Here is a 14,979-nt window from a genome sequence, read left to right as displayed (position 1 = left end):
GCTATCGTAAACTGTATTTGTTGTTGGGCAACAACCGAATGCGTTCGGCTTCCAACAACGATTGGAGTGCAAAGATAAGTACCTCGTCGGGTTGTGAAAGCATTTCTTGTAATTCTCTCGAACTCAAATCGGATTTTTTTAAGGCTTTGAGTAAGGCCTCCGGTAAGTCACCCAATTCGACTTTCGACTTTTGAGCGTTGAGACAAACCGAACAAATTCCGCAATTTTCTGCTTTCTCTTCTCCAAAATAACGTAATAGATAGCGGGAATTGCATGCATTCGTATTCGCCGTATACGCCAAAACCGCTTGCAATTGTTCGGCTTTCAGTTGGTTCTGACTCGCCAAATATTTGCTCACACGGTTAATCGTGCGCTCATCATCCCGAACTTCATTAAATGTCAGTTGGGCATCATTCGATTTGGCATGCAATTCGATGAGTCCGCGTTCTTGTAATTTGTGTAAAACCGCCAAGACTTGGGTTTCTGTTCCACCCGATTTCCGTGCTACTACCGATATATTAATAGGTGTCATCAAATCATAGACGCCCGGATGTGTACGTAATAACGTCACCACAATGGGTTCGTCCTGCGGATGCAAACTCGTATACCGCATTACTTCCTTGGATTCAATGATGAATTGTAAGGTCAGTTTTTCTGAAAATTCTTGTGACAAGGTCAGAATTCCCTGGCGATCCAAAAATTGCAAGGCATTAAAGGTTTTCAGAACAGGCAATTGGTACTTACTGCAAAAGCGATTCAGGTTAAACCCAAAGGTTTCATCCAATCCTTCTCCAAATGCAATTTGCAAATCCGAACACAGTTTTTTATACACCACATTCAAAAAAGCCTTGTCGGGTAAAACAGCAATAAATTGGTTCTCGGCTTGGAGTCGGTCAGACGCATTCGCCAATAAAATGGCATATGCCTTTTCGCCATTACGGCCCGCACGTCCTGCTTCTTGGTAATAATTTTCAAGGTTAGGAGGGAGGTTAAAATGAAAAACGGTGCGAACATTACTTTTGTCAATTCCCATCCCAAAGGCATTGGTAGCCACCATCACCTGCTTTTTTTCTTCCATCCACAAACCCATCTGCTTTTCTTTATCCGCCATCGAAAGTCCGCCGTGATAAAAAGTCGCCGTAATCCCCATCGTTTCCAAATGTCCCGCCGTTTCTGCACAAGCTTTGCGGTTAGAAACATAAACTATTGATGGGCCAGGATATTTTTTTAAAACATTTTGGGTAAAATACAATTTGTCGGGCGCTGGGTAGACCATGTAGGCCAAATTATCCCGGGCAAACGACTTGGTGAACAACTTGGGTTCGTGCAATTGCAATTGGGTAATGATATCGGCTTTCACCCGTTCGGTAGCCGTTGCGGTCAACGCCAAAAAAGGAACTTTCGGGAAGTGGGTTTTTAAATCCGCTATTTTCAAATAGGCCGGACGAAAATCATGGCCCCATTGCGACACACAATGCGCCTCATCAATGGCTATAAGATGGATCGGCAAAGCTTTTAAACGCTCTACAATCCAATCGTTTTGCAAACGTTCCGGAGAAATATATAGTAATTTATACCCACCATACTGGGCGTTGTCGAGCAAGTCGGATAAAGCATCGGTGCCTACACCACCCGTAATCGCCATCGCTTTGATGTCGCGCATTTGCAACTGATTCACCTGATCTTTCATCAGGGCGATCAACGGCGAAATCACCAAAACCAACCCTTCTTTTAAAACGGCCGGCACTTGATAACACAAGGATTTTCCACCGCCTGTAGGCATCAAGCCAAAGGTATCGTGACCGTCTAGAACCGACTGAATAATCGCCTCCTGCGGTTCGCGAAACGCCGCATAATTCCAATGCTTTTTTAAAATGTCATGTAATGCACTCATTCGGTTCAGGGCTTGCCTTCACCACAAAGATAACGGAATATTACAACTGATTCAGGATAAATTCGATGCGCGATTCTACGGTTCCCACGGGAACTTCAACCAAGTCGTAGCCATACGAACGGTAGGTTTCCCGTAAATGATTGTAAATCAGTTGGGCCTGCTCAAAGTTTTCATAACGGGCTTCATCACTTTGATAAATGGCTTCCCAAGGCGGTAAAATAAAAACTTTGGAATACGTATGCTCCTTGCAGGCTTGGTCAAAAAAAGCCGGATACGCATCGCCAATATAATGCATATAGGCTAAAATATCTGGAATACCACGGTCCAAAAAAACGCGTTCGTGCGTTTCTTCTTGGGCACTAAAATATTGTTTTTTGCGTCCTTCCAACAAGAGTTCGCTGAACAACAACGGTTTCTCCAAAAACAATTGTTCAATGCCTTGTTCACGGGCTTCGAGCGTAATTTGTCGCGAAATTTCTGGATAGCATAAATGCCCCATTTCGACCATCTGGTTGATAATTGTCGTTTTCCCCGTGCCGGGTCCGCCCGTAATCACAATAATCGATTGACTCATAGTAGTTGGAAAGGCGCAAATGTATCGAAATGTTTTCGAAATTGTAAATGTATAGAGCGATTTTCCAAAAGCTCAAAACGAATTCCCTAACAATCAATGCCTTCATTTGGGCGTGCCCCCGTGTTCGTTGCTGTGCATATATTCAAGTTTGCATAACACGGGGTCGGGCTGTCGGGAGTCGCTGCCCTCATGCTTCGGGCGAGCTCCAACAATCCCTCCATCCCTCACGCAAATCCTGCAAAATTCACCTTAAGTACTGCATTGCACGTGATGAGGATAAACTCATAAACAAACCCTAAACCGCGTAGCAAACTAAAGGCAAATACCGTATATTTGCCCTTATTTAATGAAGATGGATAAAAAAACGGAAGAATTTTACATTCGACTAAAAGAAGAGTTGCAAGCCACCTCCGATTGGCCCAGTGTGTATTTGTATAAATTTATTGTACCTACTGATACCCAAAAAATTGTCATTGTGGAAAACGCATTTGATAACATGGGCGCTGTAATCAATACACAACAGTCTAAAAATGGTAAATTTACCAGCATTTCGGTAAATGTGATGATGGCTTCTCCCGAAGCAGTTGTGGAGAAATATCAAGAACTGTCTACCGTAGAAGGCATTATATCCCTATAATATGGTACCAAAATACATCAAGGAAAATGCACACGACACCGTGCAACATTTGGAATACAACGCTGAACGTTCCGCTTTGTTCATTCCCGAATACGGTCGTCATTTGCAAAAACTAATCGATCATGTTGTGCTCATCGAAAATCGTGACGAACGCAACAAAGCGGCACGTTATGTGATCAATGTGATGGGTACTTTAAATCCGCACTTGCGCGATGTGCCCGATTTTCAGCACAAACTGTGGGATCAAATTTTTATCATGTCCGATTTTAAATTGGATGTCGATTCACCCTATCCCATTCCGACACGAGATGTAATCAATTTGAAACCGGAACGTTTGCCGTATCCGCAAAAGAATCCGAAGTACCGTTTTTATGGAAACAACATCACTTCCATGATCAATATTGCCAATTCTTGGGAAGAGGGCGAACTCAAAAGCGCGCTCATTATGGTGATTGCCAATCACATGAAAAAATCCTATTTGAGTTGGAACAAAGATACCGTGACCGATCAAGTGATTTTCGAACATTTGTACGAACTCTCAGACGGTCGCATCAACCTTTCCCAAAGTGAAGAAGAGTTGTCTACCACCACGGACTTAATTCGCACCAACAAAAAAATGTCGAATAAAGCCCAACAACCCCTGCCCAAGCACAAAGGTGGTTTTCAAAAGAAAAATAACAATAACAACAACGGGAAAAAATTTATTAAAAAGAATCACAAAAATTAAATAAAGCAAGCCAACTGGCCAATACCAAAAACATGGGAACATTCAAGATTGAAGGAGGAATCCGCTTAAAAGGAGACGTAACCCCACAAGGAGCAAAAAACGAAGCGTTACAAATTTTATGTGCTGTTTTACTAACACCAGAAAAAGTAACCATCAACAATATACCCGACATTATCGATGTCAACAAATTGATTACGCTATTAGGTAACTTGGGCGTAAAGATTCAAAAAAACGGACCGGGTTCGATTACCTTCCAAGCCGATGAAGTAAACGTGGGCTACCTAGAAACGGAAGCGTTCAAAAAAGAAGGCGGTTCATTGCGCGGTTCGATTATGATTGTTGGACCACTTTTAGCACGCTTTGGAAAAGGATATATCCCAAAACCAGGAGGAGATAAAATCGGTCGCCGTCGTTTGGATACCCACTTTGAAGGTTTTATCAACTTGGGGGCTAAATTCCGCTACGAACGCGAAGATCATTTTTATGGTGTTGAAACGAAAGACCGTTTAAAAGGAACCTACATGTTGTTGGATGAAGCTTCGGTTACTGGAACGGCCAATATCGTGATGGCTGCGGTTTTAGCCGAAGGCGTAACCACCATTTACAATGCGGCCTGTGAACCGTATTTACAACAATTGTGTAAGATGTTGAATTCCATGGGTGCCAAAATCACCGGTGTGGGCTCCAACTTGTTAACGATTGAAGGCGTAGAAAGTTTAGGCGGATGCGAACACCGTATCCTTCCTGATATGATCGAGATTGGAAGTTGGATTGGTTTAGCCGCAATGACCCGCAGTGAAATTACCATCAAAAATGTGAGTTGGGAAAACTTAGGTGTCATCCCATCAGTGTTCCGTAAATTGGGGATCACTTTAGAACAAAAAGGTGACGATATTTACATTCCGTCGCATGAAAATGGATACGAAATAAAAACCGATATCGACGGTTCTATTTTAACTATTGCCGATGCACCATGGCCCGGATTCACGCCCGACTTATTAAGCATCGTGTTAGTGGTTGCCACACAAGCCAATGGCGATGTGTTAATTCACCAAAAAATGTTTGAAAGCCGTTTGTTCTTTGTGGATAAACTTATCGATATGGGGGCCAAAATCATGTTGTGTGATCCGCACCGTGCCGTAGTTATGGGTCATAATTTCAAATCCCAATTGAAAGCTACTACAATGTCCTCACCTGATATTCGTGCCGGAATCTCTTTATTGATTGCTGCACTTTCAGCAAAAGGAACATCAACCATCCAAAATATCGAACAAATTGACCGCGGTTACGAACGCATCGATGAGCGTTTACGTGCCTTGGGGGCCAATATAGTACGAGTTTAAATTACTAAATCTCAATAGTTGAAATTCCAAATTCCATACGAAAACTACTAGTATTGGAATTTGGAATTTCTTTGTTTTGGAATTTTTGAATCCATGGAAATCGATACCATTATAATTCTTTGTCTTGCGGCTTTTTCGGCGGGCTTTGTCGATGCGGTAGTAGGCGGGGGCGGACTCATACAAACGCCCGTGGCGATGATTGTACTGCCCAAAGAGTCGGTAGCGACTTTGATAGGGACTTTGAAAATACCCGCTTTTAGTGGCACTTCAATGGCCGCCCGACAATATGTGCGAAGAGTAGCCTTAAAACTACGGTTGCTTGTATTGATGGGAACTTTAGCGTTTCTGGCTTCTTTCTGTGGTTCGTGGTTGCTGACCCAAGTGCGCAACGATTTTATGAAACCCGTACTTTTAATCGTATTAATCGGAATTGCAATTTATACGTTTGTGAAAAAAGACTTTGGGCAACAATCACAAAAGTTGCGAACTGACAATGAACTCCTTATATATGGTGTACTATTGTCGGTAGTCATTGGTTTTTATGACGGCTTTATTGGTCCGGGAACGGGCAGTTTTCTGGTGATCGGCTTCATTCTTGTACTCGGGTTTGACTTTTTGCAAGCTTCGGCGCATGCCAAAATGGTCAATCTGGCCACCAATTTGGGTTCGATTCTCCTTTTTTTACTCAAAGGGAAAATTATTTGGACATTAGCACTTCCCATGGCACTTGCTAATGCAACGGGAGGTTGGATTGGAGCCAAAACCGCCATTTCCAAAGGAAATCAATTCATTCGGAAAGTGTTTTTGTTCGTTGTTATCGGAACATTACTTCGCTTTGCTTGGGATGTGGTTTGTTTATTCAACCATATCTAAAAATTTCAATCCAAACAATATGGCGTCGCCTACATAACCACTTTGGTAGGAACGGATATAGTCAATGCGTAAAATTTTGAATTTTTTAAATCCTAAATTATCCAATCCTACCGTAAATTCATGATACGGAGTGCGATGAGGAATAGATAAATTATGGTACCCGACAACGAGTTGAGCATTGATTTTGTTTAATAACGGAATTTTATTCATGATAAATCCTTGGTCGTTGTGCTCCATGTGAAACTCTACAAAAGCATCATTCGTACTGGCACTGTAGTAAGGGAGATTGTTAAATACATTCGTATAGGTGCCTCCGCCATTGACATGCGTTTGGTTACCGTTAAAATGTTTGAAATCGGGAAAGGCAATTTGCTCGGCATTGAAGAATTTGCCTGCTTTCAAGTTGTATTCTAAATTTCCTTTATTGCCCAGTTCTAATTCTTGGTTAATCCGTGCCATGACAAAATCGTAGTTGTATTTTTTGTCACTTCCTGCCAACCCTTTTTCATAGGTAAGGGTTAAAGTAGGATACGCTCCATTGCCAATATTGAATTTTCCATCAGGTCGCGACCAGTATTTTTGACCAAAATCAAAGCGCGCTGTTAGGTTGGTTTTGACCAAATTATATTTCGTAAATGCAGGCGTCAATTCGTCCAACGGCAAAAGTGGATTGTTCGAAGAATATGCATCTTTAGATTTTACGGATGCTTGAAATGAAGTGTTGAACAACGGTTTGCGCTCGCCATATTCTACAGAGGCATTGAGTCGGATCCCATTGGTCACTTCGCTACTAAAACTGATATTAGCACTATTTTTCTCGTATAATTTCATGAAATTATTTTTAAAAAATAGGGAACTGACCGTGTTGATGTTTTCCGTTATAGGGTTAGAGGAATTGAATTGATTCACATAGGAACCGCCGCTTAGAGTAAGAAAGGAATTGTGTTTGTTTTCCAATTTTTGAGAATAATAAACCGAACCTCTTAATTTTTGTTCGGCAAATCCATAATTTATACGTGTTCCGATACTATAAAAGGTGCGTTTGTCCTCGTTACGTTGGTTATAACTAAAACCAATTTGTGCTTTCCAGCCTTGAACGGTATTAAAAGAGGTAGAAAAAAGCGGACCGTCATAGGTAAAACTTCTTTTTTTGTACGAATTGGAATAGGTGTACCCACTGATGATATCCATGAAACCGAATTTGTTTCGCTTTTTGTCGATGGAATCCAGATAGGCTTTGGATTTGTGTTTGGTTTGAATCAATTCTTTTTTAACGTAATCCGATGTTTCTTCATTGGTTAGCGGTACGGGTCGAATGGAATTCCAGAAGGTATCGTCTTTTTTATTGGCATTCTCTTCAAATTTCAATACTTCAGCCGTAAAAGTTTTGCGCTCAAATTTATCGGGGAATTCAAAATTAGAATAGACATAGGTAAAGCGACCGTTGAAATTAAATCCGAAGATGCCCGCTTCAAAATCGAGGGTTTGGGTGTTTTTAGACCACACTTTTGTAGCGTTGTTGTAACTAAAACTTTGTTTTAAGGAGAGTGAATTCAGCGCCGGATTTTGTATTTGCACTCCTTTAATAGTTAAATCGACGGCATAAATCGCATAGCTTTCTTCCACGATATAAATGTATCCTTCAAATGCAGGTTCGCTCGTGCGCCGCGGGATTACTTTAATTTTATTGATTTCGCGGTTGTTTTCATCGGCAAAAGAACCTTCCATTTTATACCTATAATACGCAAACGCATTGTCAGCTATAGGGGAAATAGCTTTTGCGTTTAGGTCGATATAGTTTTCGTAAAAGTCAAAATTGGCTTGGGCAGCATTATTAAAACTGAATCCGTTATCCTTGCCACTTACTTTGGAAGCTACAATGACTTCTTTCATTCTATCCGGTTTTTGAAACGTTAATTTGGATACCGTTTCAGAGAGGTAGAGTATACCGCTGCGTGTGGAGTCAATGACTTCGTCAAAAAAGTCCACTTTTTGGCCCATAAACGTTTTGGGTAAATTTTTCACGCGAAAGAGTCCGCGAGAATAAAAGTCGCAGGTATATCTCGATGTTTTTGCACTATTGCTTTTACGATTAGCGATGGCATTTTTGATAATCGCATTGGCGGGATTCGCTTTGGGGTCGATGACTACTTCGTTTAATTGGATTTCTTCTTCTTTTAAAATAAAATCAACAACTATGGGTTTCCCTGAATAGTCAACCACCTGTTTTTCGGTTTTGTATCCTAAATATTGAACGAGTAGGGTATAGGTTCCATTTTGTCGTGGTGACAATTCAAAATTACCATTGTCGTTTGAGGTGGTACCTATATAAGTGTCTTTAATATATATGTTGGCAAAGGGAACGGGTTGACCTTTAGTATCGGTGATTTTACCTTTTATTTGGGCGTTAGAAAGTGTAAATAAAAACAAAAGAACGAATGAAAAATGCAACTTCATGTTATTGATTTAAAAAATGATACAAGGCTAATTCATAACTTTTCAATCCCAATCCGATGATGACTCCTTTTGCATGGGGAGAAATATACGATTGGTGGCGAAACGATTCGCGTGAAAAAGTATTGGATATATGTACCTCAATGACCGGAGTTGTTACAGCTTTCACCGCATCGCCAATTCCGATTGACGTATGTGTGTAAGCAGCGGCATTTAAAATGATACCCTCGTATTCAAAACCACATTCTTGGATTTTGTTTATAAGTTCGCCTTCAATATTACTTTGAAAATAGGATAGATCAATTGTTGGATGTTGTTGTTTAAGCATGTTGAAATACGATTCAAAGTCTTGATTGCCATATACATCAGGTTCTCTTTTGCCTAATAAATTCAAGTTTGGGCCGTTGATAATTATAATTTTCATCGTGTTCAAAAGGGCTTTTTGGTCATTTTTCTCCTTAAAATTACTGAAAATAATGGTTTTTAGCGGTGATTTTTTGATTTTTCCATTTTTTAAAAAATCACTAATTCACCTTAAGAGTGTATTAATGCATTGAAAATAAATAATTTAACAGTTTGTAGTTGTTAACAATTATGTTGATAACTGCAAATTGCTTTCAAATTTTTTCAGGAGGGAATAATTTTAACTTTGTCTCAATAATTTTAAACAAAATAAAACATGAAAAAAATTATTTTATCTATGGTTGCTGTTTTAGCTTTATCTACAGCTAATGCGCAAGACAAAAAATCAGGTTCTGAAGGATTTGCTAAAGGTGATGTTTTCGTTACTGGTGCTTTAACTTTATCAAATGGTAAAACTGGAGACAACAAAGACAACGCTTTCTTAGTTGAGCCTAAAGTTGGTTATTTCGTAACTGAAAACATTGCAATTGGAGCAAAATTAGGTTTTGGTTCTAACAAATCTGAAGCTGGTTCTGTTACTACAGTTGACAAAACGGCTTTTACAGTAGGTGCTTTTGGTCGTTACTATTTTACACCAGCTTCAAAATTTTCTTTGTTTGCTAATTTAGGTGTTGATTTAAACAACTGGAAAAACAAATTAGCTGATACTAAAGAGAAAGAATTTGCTATCGGTTTAGGTTTAGGTATGAACTATTTCGTATCCTCTAACTTCGCTATTGAAGCTGGAGTAGGTGCATTGTCTTATACTTCTAACGACAATGGTGGAAACGGAGCAGACAAAACTAACACATTAAGTTTTGGTGGTGACTGGAGAGCAGTTACTTTCGGAGTAAACTACAAATTCTAATCAGAATTTTTAAAATTTCAAAGCCATCCTTCGGGATGGCTTTTTTTGTTTGTATCTTTCGGCATGCAATGGAATACTTACCTAAAAGGCTATCAAAATTATTTACGGTTGGAGCGCGGTTTGTCTGCGAATACCATAGCCAATTATTCCTTTGATATTGAACGATTGATCGCTTTTTTGAACCAACACACTATTTCGGTTTCGCCGCTCCAAATTTCGCCTCAAATCATTCAAGATTTTATATACCAATGTTCTAAAGAACTCAATGCCCGTTCACAAGCCCGAATCATCAGTGGATTAAAATCGTTTTTCTCCTATTTATTATTTGAAGACTTACGAAAAGATTCTCCGATGGAGTTGATCGAAGCCCCAAAAGTAGGACGCAAACTCCCCGATACCTTAAACGTGGATGAAATCGATCAATTAATTGCCGCCATTGATTTATCTAAACCTGAAGGCGAACGCAATCGGGCTATGCTAGAAGTATTGTACGGGTGCGGACTTCGGGTATCTGAATTGGTTGAATTAAAAATTTCCGATATTTTTAGTGATGAAGGTTTTCTCAAAGTAACAGGTAAAGGGAACAAACAACGATTTGTCCCTATTGCGTCGTACACATTAAAATACATCAACTTGTATCGAACAACGATTCGGTCGCACCAAGACATCCAAAAAGGTTTCGAAGACACTTTGTTTTTAAATCGAAGAGGGAAAGCATTAACGCGCGCTATGGTGTTTACGATAATAAAAGATCTAGCTGTTAAAATTAATCTTCAAAAATCCATCAGTCCCCACACGTTTCGGCACTCTTTTGCAACTCATTTATTGGAGAATGGTGCCGACTTAAGAGCAATCCAAATGATGTTAGGACATGAATCCATCACAACGACTGAGGTTTATGTGCATCTCGATCGCCGTCATTTGACCCAAATTGTGCATCAATTTCATCCTCGAAAGCAATAAATGTAATATAAAGATTACAAAAACACTTATTTTTAATCAAAAACTGCATTTTATCGATAAAAAAGCACCATATATCGATAATAATATTAAATTTGGTTTGCTGATTTTAACAGATCAGGTAATAAAAGCGCCCCAAACGCCCCAAAACAATAGGATTATGAAAACAAACTTAGCCTCGAAAGAACTATTGGGACATGATAGTTATGGATACCATAAGCGTATTCTTAATTTGATTCCCGATTTAATTTTTCAGATTACGGTTAACTCCAATGATGACTTTTATTTCTCGTATTTGAATAAAAGCATCATTTCTTTTTTTGAAGTAAATCGGTTCGAACTCACTTGCAACCCTTTTGAAGTGATTAAAAGTCGGATCCATCCCGATGATCGTGACGCTTTTTTTAAATCCATTTTTGTGGCCAAAGATTGTTACGATCAATGGCACCACGAGTTTCGGGTACAATTGACCAATAAAGGAACGTTGTGGTTTAAAGCCACGGCAAATATCGATATCGATGAAAATGGTAGCGCAGTGTTTATTGGTAGTTTGAATGATATTACCGATATCAAACTTCGTGAATTCAAAATTATCGAGTCAGAAGCACGTTACCAGTTCGCTTTGGAAGCATCCCATAATGGGGTATGGGATTATGATGTGGTTTCTGATAAAGTTTATTTTTCTAAAGAATCCTTACATATTCTAAAATTTGATGAAACCGATAATTTAGTCACCAATTCCAAATGGGACGACCGCATCCATCCGGAAGATTACGCTACCTACCAAGAAGAAATTCAGCAACATATTGACGGTTTGACACCGTATTATGAAAACGTTAAACGCGTTTTAACCAAAGACGGTGAATACCGTTGGATTCGAAGTAAAGGTAAGATTATCGAGCGCGATGATAACGGACAGCCCTTACGTATTATCGGTGTGCATTCGGATGTAACTCTAGAAAAAGAAAAAGAGAATGCCATGCAACATCAATTGGAAATTATTTCGAAACAAAATAATCGTTTGCTCAACTTTGCCCATATTGTTTCCCATAACCTGCGTTCCCATACGGGTAATTTCAAAATGCTGATCAACATTATTGATGAAACCAACGATCAAGAGCAAAAAGAAGAATGTTTCGGATTCTTAAAAGCGACTTCAAAAGCCCTTTCTGAAACGATTGATCATTTAAAAGAATTGGTGGATATTCAAAGTACGATCGTTCATAAGAAAGAAGATTTGAATTTAAACGAATTTTTACACCAAACCTTAGAAGTTTTAAGCAATGAAATTAAAGACAATAAAGTAAATATTGTAAATTTGATAGATCGAAAAGAAACCGTACAGTTTAATCCAGCTTATTTAGAAAGTTTGTTTTTGAACTTTACAACCAATGCCATCAAGTATTCGCATCCGGATCGCACACCTGAAATTACCTATTCATTAGAGAAAGAAAACGGAAATGTAATGCTGGTGATTAAGGATAACGGATTGGGAATTAACTTGGATAAGCACGGACAAAAGCTTTTTGGTATGTATAAGACTTTTCATCAACATCCCAATGCAAGAGGTATCGGATTGTTTATGACAAAAAGCCAGATCGAGTCTATGGGGGGGACTATTGAGGTGGAAAGTCAAGTAAATGTAGGCACAACTTTCAAAATCAACTTTAGTAATGAAATTCAATAACATTTTTGTAGTAGATGACGATCTCGTCTACCATTTCGTAATCAAAAAGCTCTTTAACAAGTGCAATATCGATGCCGAAGCCAAATTTTTCTTTAATGGTTTGGAAGCCATAGACGGCCTGAAAAACGTGATGAAAACAGATAATGAACCCGATTTGATTTTATTGGATATCAATATGCCTGTTTATGATGGCTGGCAATTTTTAGACGAATTCCGAAAAATAAAAGACAACATGAACAAAAACATCACGGTTTATTTAGTAAGTTCTTCCAATGATTCTACCGATTTGAATCGTTCTAAAGAATACAAAGAAGAAGTTAAGGATTATTACTTCAAGCCCATTACCACTAAAGAATTTGAAGAAATGCTTACTGCAGCATCCTAAGGCAGTACCACTCTAACAAAAACAAAAAGCACATAAAGCATAAAAAAAGGGACCGATATTTCGGTCCCATTTTTATTATGGTATAAGTATTGTATTACGTTATTTTGCAATGTTAACGGCACGTGTTTCTCGAATTACCGTGATTTTCACCTGACCGGGATAAGTCATTTCCGTTTGGATTTTTTGTGAAATCTCAAACGATAATTTAGCGGCCATTTCATCCGTCACTTTTTCGCTCTCTACAATCACACGCAATTCACGTCCGGCTTGAATTGCATAGGCATTTTTCACACCGTGAAAACCAAACGCAATTTCTTCTAAATCTTTCAAACGTTGGATATATGAATCCAATACTTGACGGCGGGCACCTGGGCGTGCTCCCGAAATCGCATCACACACTTGGATGATAGGTGAAATCAAATATTTCATTTCAATCTCATCGTGGTGCGCCCCAATAGCGTTGCATACTTCTTCTTTTTCACCGTATTTTTCAGCCCATTGCATACCCAATAAAGCGTGTGGTAAATCACTTTCTGCATCCGGCACCTTACCGATATCGTGTAACAATCCGGCACGTTTCGCTAGTTTCACGTTTAATCCTAACTCGGCTGCCATGATACCACACAATTTCGCTACTTCACGCGAGTGTTGTAACAAGTTTTGACCGTACGACGAACGGTATTTCATACGCCCTACAATTTTAATCAATTCAGGATGTAATCCATGAATACCTAGATCAATAACCGTGCGTTTACCTACTTCAATGATTTCGTCTTCAATCTGTTTTGTCGTTTTGGCTACCACTTCTTCGATACGAGCTGGGTGAATACGACCGTCAGTCACTAATTTATGCAACGATAAACGGGCAATTTCACGACGAACAGGGTCAAAACAAGAAAGAATAATCGCTTCTGGCGTATCGTCTACAATGATCTCTACTCCAGTAGCCGCTTCCAAAGCACGGATATTGCGACCTTCACGGCCGATAATGCGTCCTTTTACATCATCCGATTCAATGTTGAAAACAGAAACACAGTTTTCCACGGCTTCTTCTGTTCCTACACGTTGAATCGTACTGATGATTACTTTTTTCGCTTCTTGTTGCGCGGTCAATTTGGCCTCTTCAATGGTTTCTTGAATGTGCGCCATTGCGCTGGTTTTGGCTTCTGCTTTTAAGCTTTCCACCAATTGTTCTTTCGCTTCTTCTGCTGATAAACCAGAAATAACTTCCAATTGTTCCACTTGCGACTTGTGCATCTTTTCTACTTCTTGATGCTTTTTGTCCAAGATTTCGATCTTTGTTTCGTATTCTTTGGCTTTCGATTCAAAATCATCGTTTAATTTTTTCGTCTTTGCCAATTCACTCGAAACTTGTGATTCTTTATCGCGAATACGCTTTTCCACTTCAGCCATTTTTTTGTCTTTGGCTAAAATTTCTTTCTCATGTTCCGCTTTTAGTTCTAAAAACTTCTCTTTTGCCTGAAGCAATTTATCTTTTTTAATGTTTTCTGCCTCTTGGTTGGCGTCTTTCAGAATCGATGCGGCTTCTTTTTTTGCATTTTTAATTAGGGTCGATACATTGCTTTTCTCCAGCATTTTGGCAACACCAAAACCGCCGGCAAGTCCGACCACAAGGCCAATTATGATTTCTACTATACTCATGGTTAATAAAAGGTTATATATAAAAAAAGCCTACATTAATTGCTTGTATAAACTCGTATAGACAAGTTTTGAGCTAGCTCGCTGTTCAAGCTTCCCGTCAAGCGGGCCTGCTATAGTAGCGACGAATTGCTCATTCTAATTTGTTAGTGTTGAGTTTACCAAAAATGAACTAATGTAGGCAGTGTCTTTATTGCTTAGTTATAAGAACGTTTTCTCTATTATTTGTTGAGATATTTTTCCAATGCGTTATTCAATTGTGCTAAACGATCCGCGGAATCCGTGTCTAAAACAGCTACTTCTGTTTTTTTCTGTTCCAATTGAGAAGCAAACTGTAACGCACACATCGCTAGAACATCTTGTTTGTCGCGTACGGCGTAGTTTTCTTCAAACTGTTTAATCATGGCATCGATTTTTTTAGCTGCAGCACGCAGGCTTTCCTCTTGTGTCATTTCCACGGTCAATGGGTAAACACGGTCGGCAATCGATATCTTGATTTTCAGTTTATCGTTCATA

Annotated in this window: 14 protein-coding genes; 8 read left to right on the top strand and 6 right to left on the bottom strand. The window is 39.2% G+C overall.

Translation table 11 applies throughout. The features are described from left to right. Position 1: 1 nt before the first annotated feature. Together OLM45_RS13145 and OLM45_RS13140 are read right to left on the bottom strand one after the other, a co-directional pair. Positions 2–1,894, bottom strand: a complete 1,893-nt coding sequence (locus OLM45_RS13145) for an ATP-dependent DNA helicase RecQ (protein WP_264510876.1) — start codon at positions 1,892–1,894, stop codon at positions 2–4. Between the two features lie 40 nt (positions 1,895–1,934). Further along, positions 1,935–2,468: an AAA family ATPase gene (locus OLM45_RS13140; RefSeq protein WP_129461364.1), complete on the bottom strand. Its 534-nt coding sequence runs from the start codon at positions 2,466–2,468 to the stop codon at positions 1,935–1,937. A 352-nt stretch (positions 2,469–2,820) separates the two neighbouring features. On the opposite strand from OLM45_RS13140, the gene OLM45_RS13135 reads away from it, so the two are divergent. From OLM45_RS13135 to OLM45_RS13120, 4 genes are all read left to right on the top strand, one after another. Next, complete coding sequence (locus OLM45_RS13135; protein ID WP_264510874.1) at positions 2,821–3,105, top strand: DUF493 domain-containing protein; 285 nt, start codon at positions 2,821–2,823, stop codon at positions 3,103–3,105. A gap of 1 nt (position 3,106) precedes the next feature. After that, positions 3,107–3,832, top strand: a complete 726-nt coding sequence (locus tag OLM45_RS13130; RefSeq protein WP_129461366.1) for a DUF4290 domain-containing protein — start codon at positions 3,107–3,109, stop codon at positions 3,830–3,832. A 32-nt stretch (positions 3,833–3,864) separates the two neighbouring features. Next, complete coding sequence (gene murA, locus OLM45_RS13125; RefSeq protein ID WP_129461367.1) at positions 3,865–5,175, top strand: UDP-N-acetylglucosamine 1-carboxyvinyltransferase; 1,311 nt, start codon at positions 3,865–3,867, stop codon at positions 5,173–5,175. Positions 5,176–5,268: 93 nt separating this feature from the next. Beyond that, on the top strand, positions 5,269–6,048 hold the full coding sequence (locus OLM45_RS13120) for a sulfite exporter TauE/SafE family protein (protein ID WP_264510872.1): 780 nt from the start codon (positions 5,269–5,271) through the stop codon (positions 6,046–6,048). Here OLM45_RS13120 and OLM45_RS13115 read toward each other — a convergent pair. Both OLM45_RS13115 and aroQ read right to left on the bottom strand, forming a co-directional pair. Next, on the bottom strand, positions 6,031–8,505 hold the full coding sequence (locus OLM45_RS13115) for a DUF5686 and carboxypeptidase regulatory-like domain-containing protein (RefSeq protein WP_264510870.1): 2,475 nt from the start codon (positions 8,503–8,505) through the stop codon (positions 6,031–6,033). The genes OLM45_RS13120 and OLM45_RS13115 overlap by 18 nt on opposite strands. Position 8,506: 1 nt before the next feature. Then, positions 8,507–8,926: a type II 3-dehydroquinate dehydratase gene (gene aroQ, locus OLM45_RS13110; protein ID WP_264510866.1), complete on the bottom strand. Its 420-nt coding sequence runs from the start codon at positions 8,924–8,926 to the stop codon at positions 8,507–8,509. Between the two features lie 255 nt (positions 8,927–9,181). Here aroQ and OLM45_RS13105 point away from each other — a divergent pair, with 255 nt between their 5' ends. The 4 genes from OLM45_RS13105 (at position 9,182) to OLM45_RS13090 (ending at position 12,804) form a co-directional block, all read left to right on the top strand. Beyond that, positions 9,182–9,772 (top strand): outer membrane protein, encoded by a 591-nt coding sequence (locus tag OLM45_RS13105; RefSeq protein WP_264510864.1) that lies wholly within the window; start codon positions 9,182–9,184, stop codon positions 9,770–9,772. A 63-nt stretch (positions 9,773–9,835) separates the two neighbouring features. Continuing rightward, the gene (gene xerD / locus OLM45_RS13100; RefSeq protein WP_264510862.1) at positions 9,836–10,735 is read left to right on the top strand and encodes a site-specific tyrosine recombinase XerD; all 900 of its coding nucleotides are present in this window, start codon (positions 9,836–9,838) and stop codon (positions 10,733–10,735) included. Positions 10,736–10,892: 157 nt separating this feature from the next. After that, positions 10,893–12,419 carry a sensor histidine kinase gene (locus OLM45_RS13095; protein WP_264510860.1) on the top strand — a complete coding sequence of 509 codons (1,527 nt, stop codon included), beginning with the start codon at positions 10,893–10,895 and terminating at the stop codon, positions 12,417–12,419. Then, positions 12,406–12,804, top strand: coding sequence for a response regulator (locus OLM45_RS13090; RefSeq protein ID WP_264510859.1), 399 nt, complete (start codon positions 12,406–12,408; stop codon positions 12,802–12,804). Before OLM45_RS13095 ends, OLM45_RS13090 begins: the two co-directional genes overlap by 14 nt. 99 nt (positions 12,805–12,903) lie before the next feature. On the opposite strand, the gene rny is transcribed toward OLM45_RS13090, so the two are convergent. Continuing rightward, the gene (gene rny / locus OLM45_RS13085; protein WP_129461375.1) at positions 12,904–14,466 is read right to left on the bottom strand and encodes a ribonuclease Y; all 1,563 of its coding nucleotides are present in this window, start codon (positions 14,464–14,466) and stop codon (positions 12,904–12,906) included. A gap of 218 nt (positions 14,467–14,684) precedes the next feature. Beyond that, the gene (locus tag OLM45_RS13080; RefSeq protein ID WP_129461376.1) at positions 14,685–14,978 is read right to left on the bottom strand and encodes a cell division protein ZapA; all 294 of its coding nucleotides are present in this window, start codon (positions 14,976–14,978) and stop codon (positions 14,685–14,687) included. Position 14,979: the final 1 nt, after the last annotated feature.

The sequence above is a fragment of the Flavobacterium sp. N1719 genome (genome assembly GCF_025947045.1).
GTDB lineage: Bacteria > Bacteroidota > Bacteroidia > Flavobacteriales > Flavobacteriaceae > Flavobacterium > Flavobacterium stagni.
The sequence above is the reverse complement of the archived record's forward strand: the minus strand, read 5'-3'. Positions and strand labels throughout refer to the sequence as shown.

Coding starts and splice junctions, on each gene's coding strand:
- OLM45_RS13145 (WP_264510876.1), bottom strand. CDS start 1,894: ATGAGTGCATTACATGACATTTTAAAAAAGCATTGGAATTATGCGGCG.
- OLM45_RS13140 (WP_129461364.1), bottom strand. CDS start 2,468: ATGAGTCAATCGATTATTGTGATTACGGGCGGACCCGGCACGGGGAAA.
- OLM45_RS13135 (WP_264510874.1), top strand. CDS start 2,821: ATGGATAAAAAAACGGAAGAATTTTACATTCGACTAAAAGAAGAGTTG.
- OLM45_RS13130 (WP_129461366.1), top strand. CDS start 3,107: ATGGTACCAAAATACATCAAGGAAAATGCACACGACACCGTGCAACAT.
- murA (WP_129461367.1), top strand. CDS start 3,865: ATGGGAACATTCAAGATTGAAGGAGGAATCCGCTTAAAAGGAGACGTA.
- OLM45_RS13120 (WP_264510872.1), top strand. CDS start 5,269: ATGGAAATCGATACCATTATAATTCTTTGTCTTGCGGCTTTTTCGGCG.
- OLM45_RS13115 (WP_264510870.1), bottom strand. CDS start 8,505: ATGAAGTTGCATTTTTCATTCGTTCTTTTGTTTTTATTTACACTTTCT.
- aroQ (WP_264510866.1), bottom strand. CDS start 8,926: ATGAAAATTATAATTATCAACGGCCCAAACTTGAATTTATTAGGCAAA.
- OLM45_RS13105 (WP_264510864.1), top strand. CDS start 9,182: ATGAAAAAAATTATTTTATCTATGGTTGCTGTTTTAGCTTTATCTACA.
- xerD (WP_264510862.1), top strand. CDS start 9,836: ATGCAATGGAATACTTACCTAAAAGGCTATCAAAATTATTTACGGTTG.
- OLM45_RS13095 (WP_264510860.1), top strand. CDS start 10,893: ATGAAAACAAACTTAGCCTCGAAAGAACTATTGGGACATGATAGTTAT.
- OLM45_RS13090 (WP_264510859.1), top strand. CDS start 12,406: ATGAAATTCAATAACATTTTTGTAGTAGATGACGATCTCGTCTACCAT.
- rny (WP_129461375.1), bottom strand. CDS start 14,466: ATGAGTATAGTAGAAATCATAATTGGCCTTGTGGTCGGACTTGCCGGC.
- OLM45_RS13080 (WP_129461376.1), bottom strand. CDS start 14,978: ATGAACGATAAACTGAAAATCAAGATATCGATTGCCGACCGTGTTTAC.